This window comes from Mesorhizobium intechi, assembly GCF_002879535.1.
GTDB classification, from domain to species: domain Bacteria; phylum Pseudomonadota; class Alphaproteobacteria; order Rhizobiales; family Rhizobiaceae; genus Mesorhizobium; species Mesorhizobium intechi.
In genome coordinates this window covers 21,036-27,060 of sequence record NZ_PNOT02000391.1, presented here as the reverse complement: position 1 = coordinate 27,060, position 6,025 = coordinate 21,036, and the positions used below count along the sequence as shown (strand labels likewise).

Below are 6,025 nucleotides of genomic sequence, written 5' to 3'. Positions count from 1 at the left end.
CTTCGACTTCAGCGCCGAGAGCTTGGCGAACACGGCGTTGGCGTCGAGTTCGGCATCCTCGTCCTTCGGCTTTTCGGGGGCCGGCACCAGCCGCTCGGTCAGGGCCGCCGGCAGCAGCGTGTCGCCGACCGGCTGCGCCTGTTCGCGGCCGCGCGAGGCGCGGTTGACTTCCATGTCGAGGTCGATCTGCGAGGCGAGACCCAGCGTCACCGGATCCATCGGCTGCAGATTGGCCGAATTCCAGTGCTTGCGTTCGCGGATCTGCTCGATCGTCGACTTCGTGGTGCCGACGAGACGCGAAATCTGCGCGTCCTTGAGTTCGGGATGATTGCGCACCAGCCACAGGATTGCGTTCGGCCGGTCCTGGCGCTTCGACAGCGGCGTGTAGCGCGGGCCCTTGCGCTTGGATTCCGGCACCCGCACCTTGGGGTCGGAAAGCTTCAGGCGCTGGTTCGGATCCTTCTCGGCGCGCGCGATCTCGTCGCGGGTCAGCTGGCCGGTCATGATCGGGTCCATACCCTTGATGCCTTGCGCCGATTCGCCGTCGGCGATTGCCTTGACCTCGAGCGGATGCAGCCCGCAGAACTGCGCGATCTGCTCGAAGGAGAGCGCGGTGTTGTCGACCAGCCAGACGGCGGTCGCCTTAGGCATCAACAGCGTATTGGCCATTAGAAAAATCCTTCTCGTTCGCCCGCGTTCCCGCGCGGGCGGTGGTTTAGAGCCACCAAAATGGGAAATTCGCGGTCTGTATAACCGTTCCCTTGCCGTTTCGCAATGTTTTTGGAAGCGCGGCCGCCCCGATGGGTTCGCGAGCCGGCAGGCACGTTCGGATGGCTGGGGCGCCAGCGACGTTAGCCAAGGGGGACAGCTACTTTTGAGCAGCCCGCACAAGTGCCGCGAGTGTTCTGAATTGCCAGGGAAATTGCACGACCCCCAAAAAGACAAAACCCGCTGGACAAGGTCCAGCGGGCTCGGAACCGGAAACGGGGAACGTCTGCGACGGCTCTACTTCTCAACATGACCCCAGCCCTGCGGCCGGATCATGCTTGCAATCAGATCGCCTGGCGGGCGATCCGTTCAATGTCGGCGCGGCTGATGCCGAGATCGCTGAGCTGACGTGCGTTGAGACGGTTCAGTTCGCGCACGGTCTCGTTGTACATGCGCCAGTTACGGAAAGCGCGGATCGGGTTCATGGTAGTCCTCCTGAATGGGGTGTTCGTTTCGATGCTGCACAGATAGTGATCATCGATGAGGACTTGAACGGCCGATTTTGCATAGCAATGATGCAAATGCTGCATTGCACCATTAAGCGTCTGTTCATCTTGTAGGCAGGAGGCAAAGGGCGCCATCCCAGGACGTGTCGAGATTCCGGTCAGGCCGGGTCGACAATGTTGGTTTCCCAGAGCCGGTGCGGAGCGTACTCAAGTAGGTGAGCACCGGCCTACGCCGACGATAGCCTTGGCCGCCTCGGCGCCCACATGAACGCTGCGGTCGGCGAAGGCCGGAAGCGCAGGAAGCTATCATTTGCAGGCCGGCCTTGGCTGATATCGCCGTCCTAGCCGACGTCGAGGACGATCTTGCCAATATGCTCGCCCTCCTCCATCCGCTCATGCGCGCGCCAGGCATCGGTCAGCGGGTAGATCATGTCCATGACGGGCGCGACCTTGCGCGTGCCAAGCAGTGGCCAGACCTGTGCCTCCAGTGCCGCCGCGATCGCCGCCTTGAACTCGACCGTGCGCGGCCGGAGCGTCGAACCCGTATGAGTCAGCCGCTTGACCATGATCTTGGAAAAATCGGCGGTGGCGACGGCACCAGCCTGCACGGCGATCTGGACGATGCGGCCCTCGACCGCCGCCGCTTCGTAGTTTCGCTGGACATAGTCGCCGCCTACCATGTCGAGGATGACGTTGGCCCCCTTGCCATCCGTCGCCTGCTTGACCGCCGTGACGAAGTCCTCCTCGCGGTAGTTGATCGCCCGGTCGGCGCCGAGCTTCACGCAGGCGTCGCATTTCTCCCTGGATCCGGCGGTGGTGATGACATGGGCGCCGAAGGCCGAAGCCAGTTGGATCGCCGTCGTGCCGATGCCGGACGAGCCGCCATGCACCAGCAGCGTCTCGCCTTTCTTCAGGCCGCCGCGTTCGAACACATTGTGCCAGACGGTGAAATAGTTTTCCGGCACCGCCGCTGCTTCCGTGTGGGTGAAACCGGCGGGCAGCGGCAGCACGCTGCCGGTATGAACCTTGACATATTCGGCGTAGCCGCCGCCGGGGGTGAGCGCGCACACCCGGTCGCCGATGCGCCAGCGCGATATCTCGTCGCCAAGGGCAACCACTTCGCCCGACACTTCGAGGCCCGGCAGGTCCGATGCGCCGGGCGGCGGCGGATAGGCGCCCTTGCGCTGCTGCACGTCGGGCCGGTTGACGCCGGCGGCATGCACCCTGATCAGGATCTCGCCTGGGCGGGGCAAGGGGACATCGCGCGTCTCCGGTTTCAGCACCCGTGGGCCACCCGGTTCCGAGATCGCGATTGCCGTCATCCTCGCTGGAATTTTCTGTCCGCTTGCCATGGAGTTTCCCGTCTTTCCTCGCCGCATTCTTACCGGCTGTTTGCATCGACGCCCTTGCCCTATGTATGCTGATTGCCAAATCAGGCAAATGGCCAATCTGGTGTGGCGGAGGAGGAGCAACGATGGCGATCTTCGACGACGAACCCAAGAAGAAGGCACGCCCGCACGAGATAGGGCAGGACCTGTCGCTGCTTTCCGTCGGCGAACTGTCGGAGCGCATCGGCATCCTTCGCGACGAAATCGCAAGGCTGGAGGCGGAGCTCACGGCCAAGGACAACACCAAATCGGCCGCCGAGGCGCTGTTCCGCCGCGGATAGGCAGACGGGCGCGACAGCCCGCCGCCGAAAAGCCCGAATGCGACTGTCTTCACACCTTGAGTCCCTCCAGAAGTCCAGCCGGATCAATAAATGCTCGCATCCTACCGACCGATCCTCTCCCTGCTTCGCGGCACTGCCTTCCTGCTGGCGGCATCGGGTCTGCATGGGCTGCTGCTTCCCCTGCGCGGCCAGGTGGAAGGGTTCTCCACCGCATCGCTTGGCCTGATGGGCACGGCCTGGGCCGGTGGCTTCGTCACCGGCTGCTTCTTTGCCCCGCGCATCGTGCGCCGCGCCGGGCATGTGCGCGCCTTCGGCGCCTTCGCCGCGTCCGGCGCCATCGTGGCCCTGCTCACCGGCCTGATCATCGATGAATATGTCTGGATCCTGCTGCGCGCCTTTACCGGTTTCACCATGGCCGGCGCCTTCATGGTCATCGAAAGCTGGCTGAACGAGAAGGCCACCAACGAGAACCGCGGCACCGTCTTCGGCCTCTATATGATGGTCACCTATGCCTCGATCATGGGCGGCCAGATGATCGTCGCCGGCGGCGACGTGAAATCGGCGTCGCTGTTCATGATCACCGGCATCCTGTTCTGCCTGTCGCTGCTCCCGACCGCGGTTTCGACGGCGTCGCACCCCAAGCCGCTGCAGGACGTCAAGCTCGACGTCAAGGGCCTCTACGCCAACTCGCCGGTGTCGGCGATCGCCTGCGTTTTGATCGGCATCGCCAACGGCGCCTGGGGCACGCTGGGCGCGGTCTATGGCGCGCGCATCGGCATTTCCACCGCGGAGATCGCCCTGATGATGAGCCTGGTCGTCGTCGCCGGTGCCGCCATGCAGTTGCCGGCCGGGCGGCTGTCCGACAAGACCGACCGGCGTTTCGTGCTGGCCGGCGCCGCTTTCGGCGCGGCCCTGTTCGCGCTGCTGATCTTCCTGTTCCAACCGCGCTCCGGCATTTTCGTCATCGTCTTCACCGCCGCTTACGGCGCTTTTGCCTATACGCTCTATTCGATCGCCGTTGCGCATGCCAACGACCACGCCCGTGCCGAGGACTTCGTCAAGGTGTCGGGCGGACTGCTGCTGCTTTACGGCTTCGGCACCATGATCGGACCTTTGCTGGCGGCGGCGCTGATGGGCTGGATGCGCCCTGAAGGCCTGTTCCTGGCCACCGCCTTCGCGCATCTGTCATTGGCAGGCTATACGCTGCTGCGCATCAGCCGCCGCGCTCCGGTGCCGATCGGCGATCGCGACGCCTTCAAGACGCAGCCGGCCGACCGTTCGGTGACGCCGGAAGCATTGCGGCTCGATCCAAGAAGAAAAGCAGAAGCAGACAGTTGAGATTCGAAAAAGTTTGCCTCACAAATGAGGCATGATGTTTTCCGACGCCTTCATGGCGATCGCCGACCCCAATCGGCGCCACCTTCTGGAAGAACTTCGACGCGGTCCGAAAACCGTCAACGAGTTGGCGGCCGGACTTCCAGTCTCACGCCCGGCCGTATCACAGCATCTGAAAGTATTGCTCGACGCCGGACTGGTAAACGCCAAAGCCGAGGGCACGCGGCGCGTTTACACGGTAAGCAATGCCGGCTTCCTGAGACTCAACATCTGGCTCGATCAGTTCTGGGAAGCTTGATCTGCTCGCCCTTTGTCATCGACATCGCCACATTGATCAGGCTCTTCCAGGAAGGCGCCGAGCGTGTCGAGCAGTTCGCCCGTTCCGTGCTCACGCGTGGCTGGGGTGTCATGGCCGTCAAGAAAGGCGCCCTGTTCCGTCATCACCAGCCGCGTGCCCCCGCCTTCGGCCACAAGCTCGATCGTCGCCAGTGACACGGAGACGCGGGTTTCGCCGAACAGCAGCTCGTAGCTGTAGACGATGCGCTGGTCCGGCACGATGTCCTGATAGACCGCGTTGAAGAAATGCATCTGGCCATCGCTCGGGCAGCCTGCGTTGACCTCCTTGCCGCCGACGCGGAAGTCCATTTCATGCCGGCTGGGCATCGGGTCGTGCGGATCGACGAACCAGCGCCGTTTGGCATCAGGATTGCTGAACGCGGAGAAGACTTTCGCCGGCGCCACCGGATAGCTCCGCTCGACGACAAAGGTGGAATGGACGACGGATCTTTCGGTCATGTTGGTCTCCTTCAGTTTTCATCATTGGTTTGCGCCAGAAAGTCGCCGAGCCGATCCAGCCGCAGCTCCCAGGCGAGGCGTCGCTCGTTGATCCAGTGTTCGGCTGCTCTCAGCGCCTTCGGCTCGATCTGGCAGGTACGCACCCGTCCAACCTTTTGCGTGCGCACCAGGCCGCTTGCTTCCAGAAGATTGAGATGCTGGACCACAGCCGACAGCGACATTGCCAGCGGCTCGGCCAGCTGGCTGACCGAGGCCGGACCGCGCGACAGCCGGTCGACCATCTGCCGCCGCGCCGGATCGGCAAGCGCCTGGAACATCAGGTCGAGCTGGGCGGGATCGTGCAGCATGGCGGTCAGCCGTTATTGTAGGGGAAGAACTTGAAGTAGGGCTGCGCCTCCTCGATCACCCTGGCAAAGGCAGGGCGCTGCAGCAGGCGGTCGTGATAGCGCTTCACGGCGGGATATTGGTCGCCGAACGGCTCGACCTTGTTGGCATAGAAGAGCGCCGGAGACGCCGCGCAATCGGCCATGGTGAAGGTCTCGCCGACCGCCCAGGTCCTCGACTGCATCTCCTGCTCGACGATGGCGTAGGAATTGCGCAGCTGGCCGCGCGCCTGCTCGACGCCGAACGGATCGGTTTTGTCCTGCGGCCGCAACCGGTCGCCAACGATCTTCTGCATCGGCTCCTGCACGTAGAAATCATAGAAGCGGTCGGCCTGGCGGACCGCCAGCGCCAGATCGATGTCGGCGGGAACGAGTTCGACCGGCCCCGGATAGTGCGCGGCCAGGTATTCCACGAGGATGGTCGATTCCAGCACCGTGCGGCCGCGCGCATCGTCGCGCAGCGCCGGCATCTTGCCGTTCGGCGATATCTTCAGGAAGGCCGCTCGCGAATGCTCGTCGCCGAGATCGACGATGACGGGGTTGAAGGCGGTGGCGTTCTCGTAGAGCGCGATCAGCGGCTTCCAGCAGAAAGAGGCCAGCGGGTGGAAATGCAGCGTAAGGGACATTCT

The 6,025-nt window shown here is 63.6% G+C and carries 9 protein-coding genes; 3 read left to right on the top strand and 6 right to left on the bottom strand.

Annotated elements, in window-relative coordinates:
- The 3 genes from C1D09_RS32810 to C1D09_RS32800 form a co-directional block, all read right to left on the bottom strand.
- On the bottom strand, positions 1 to 669 hold a 669-nt coding region (locus tag C1D09_RS32810), incomplete at its 3' end, for a DUF1013 domain-containing protein (RefSeq protein WP_143978060.1).
- A 383-nt stretch (positions 670 to 1,052) separates the two neighbouring features.
- Positions 1,053 to 1,193 carry a DUF1127 domain-containing protein gene (locus tag C1D09_RS32805; RefSeq protein ID WP_137930812.1) on the bottom strand — a complete coding sequence of 47 codons (141 nt, stop codon included), beginning with the start codon at positions 1,191 to 1,193 and terminating at the stop codon, positions 1,053 to 1,055.
- Between the two features lie 362 nt (positions 1,194 to 1,555).
- Complete coding sequence (locus tag C1D09_RS32800) at positions 1,556 to 2,566, bottom strand: NAD(P)H-quinone oxidoreductase (RefSeq protein WP_143978059.1); 1,011 nt, start codon at positions 2,564 to 2,566, stop codon at positions 1,556 to 1,558.
- 122 nt (positions 2,567 to 2,688) lie between these two features.
- Between C1D09_RS32800 and C1D09_RS32795 the strand changes: the two genes are divergently transcribed.
- The 3 genes from C1D09_RS32795 to C1D09_RS32785 all read left to right on the top strand — a co-directional run bounded on the left by C1D09_RS32795 (position 2,689) and on the right by C1D09_RS32785 (position 4,516).
- Positions 2,689 to 2,883, top strand: coding sequence for a DUF1192 domain-containing protein (locus tag C1D09_RS32795; RefSeq protein ID WP_143978058.1), 195 nt, complete (start codon positions 2,689 to 2,691; stop codon positions 2,881 to 2,883).
- A gap of 90 nt (positions 2,884 to 2,973) precedes the next feature.
- Positions 2,974 to 4,221 carry an MFS transporter gene (locus C1D09_RS32790; RefSeq protein WP_143978057.1) on the top strand — a complete coding sequence of 416 codons (1,248 nt, stop codon included), beginning with the start codon at positions 2,974 to 2,976 and terminating at the stop codon, positions 4,219 to 4,221.
- Between the two features lie 31 nt (positions 4,222 to 4,252).
- Positions 4,253 to 4,516 carry an ArsR/SmtB family transcription factor gene (locus C1D09_RS32785; protein ID WP_010911936.1) on the top strand — a complete coding sequence of 88 codons (264 nt, stop codon included), beginning with the start codon at positions 4,253 to 4,255 and terminating at the stop codon, positions 4,514 to 4,516.
- On the opposite strand, the gene C1D09_RS32780 is transcribed toward C1D09_RS32785, so the two are convergent.
- From C1D09_RS32780 to C1D09_RS32770, 3 genes are read right to left on the bottom strand one after another with little or no spacing between them, the layout of a single operon-like run.
- Entirely contained in the window at positions 4,498 to 5,013 is a 516-nt protein-coding gene (locus C1D09_RS32780; protein WP_143978056.1) for an SRPBCC family protein, read from the bottom strand. The two genes, C1D09_RS32785 and C1D09_RS32780, sit on opposite strands and share 19 nt — an antisense overlap.
- A gap of 11 nt (positions 5,014 to 5,024) precedes the next feature.
- Positions 5,025 to 5,360: an ArsR/SmtB family transcription factor gene (locus tag C1D09_RS32775; RefSeq protein ID WP_143978055.1), complete on the bottom strand. Its 336-nt coding sequence runs from the start codon at positions 5,358 to 5,360 to the stop codon at positions 5,025 to 5,027.
- Between the two features lie 5 nt (positions 5,361 to 5,365).
- On the bottom strand, positions 5,366 to 6,022 hold the full coding sequence (locus C1D09_RS32770) for a glutathione S-transferase family protein (protein ID WP_143978054.1): 657 nt from the start codon (positions 6,020 to 6,022) through the stop codon (positions 5,366 to 5,368).
- Positions 6,023 to 6,025: the final 3 nt, after the last annotated feature.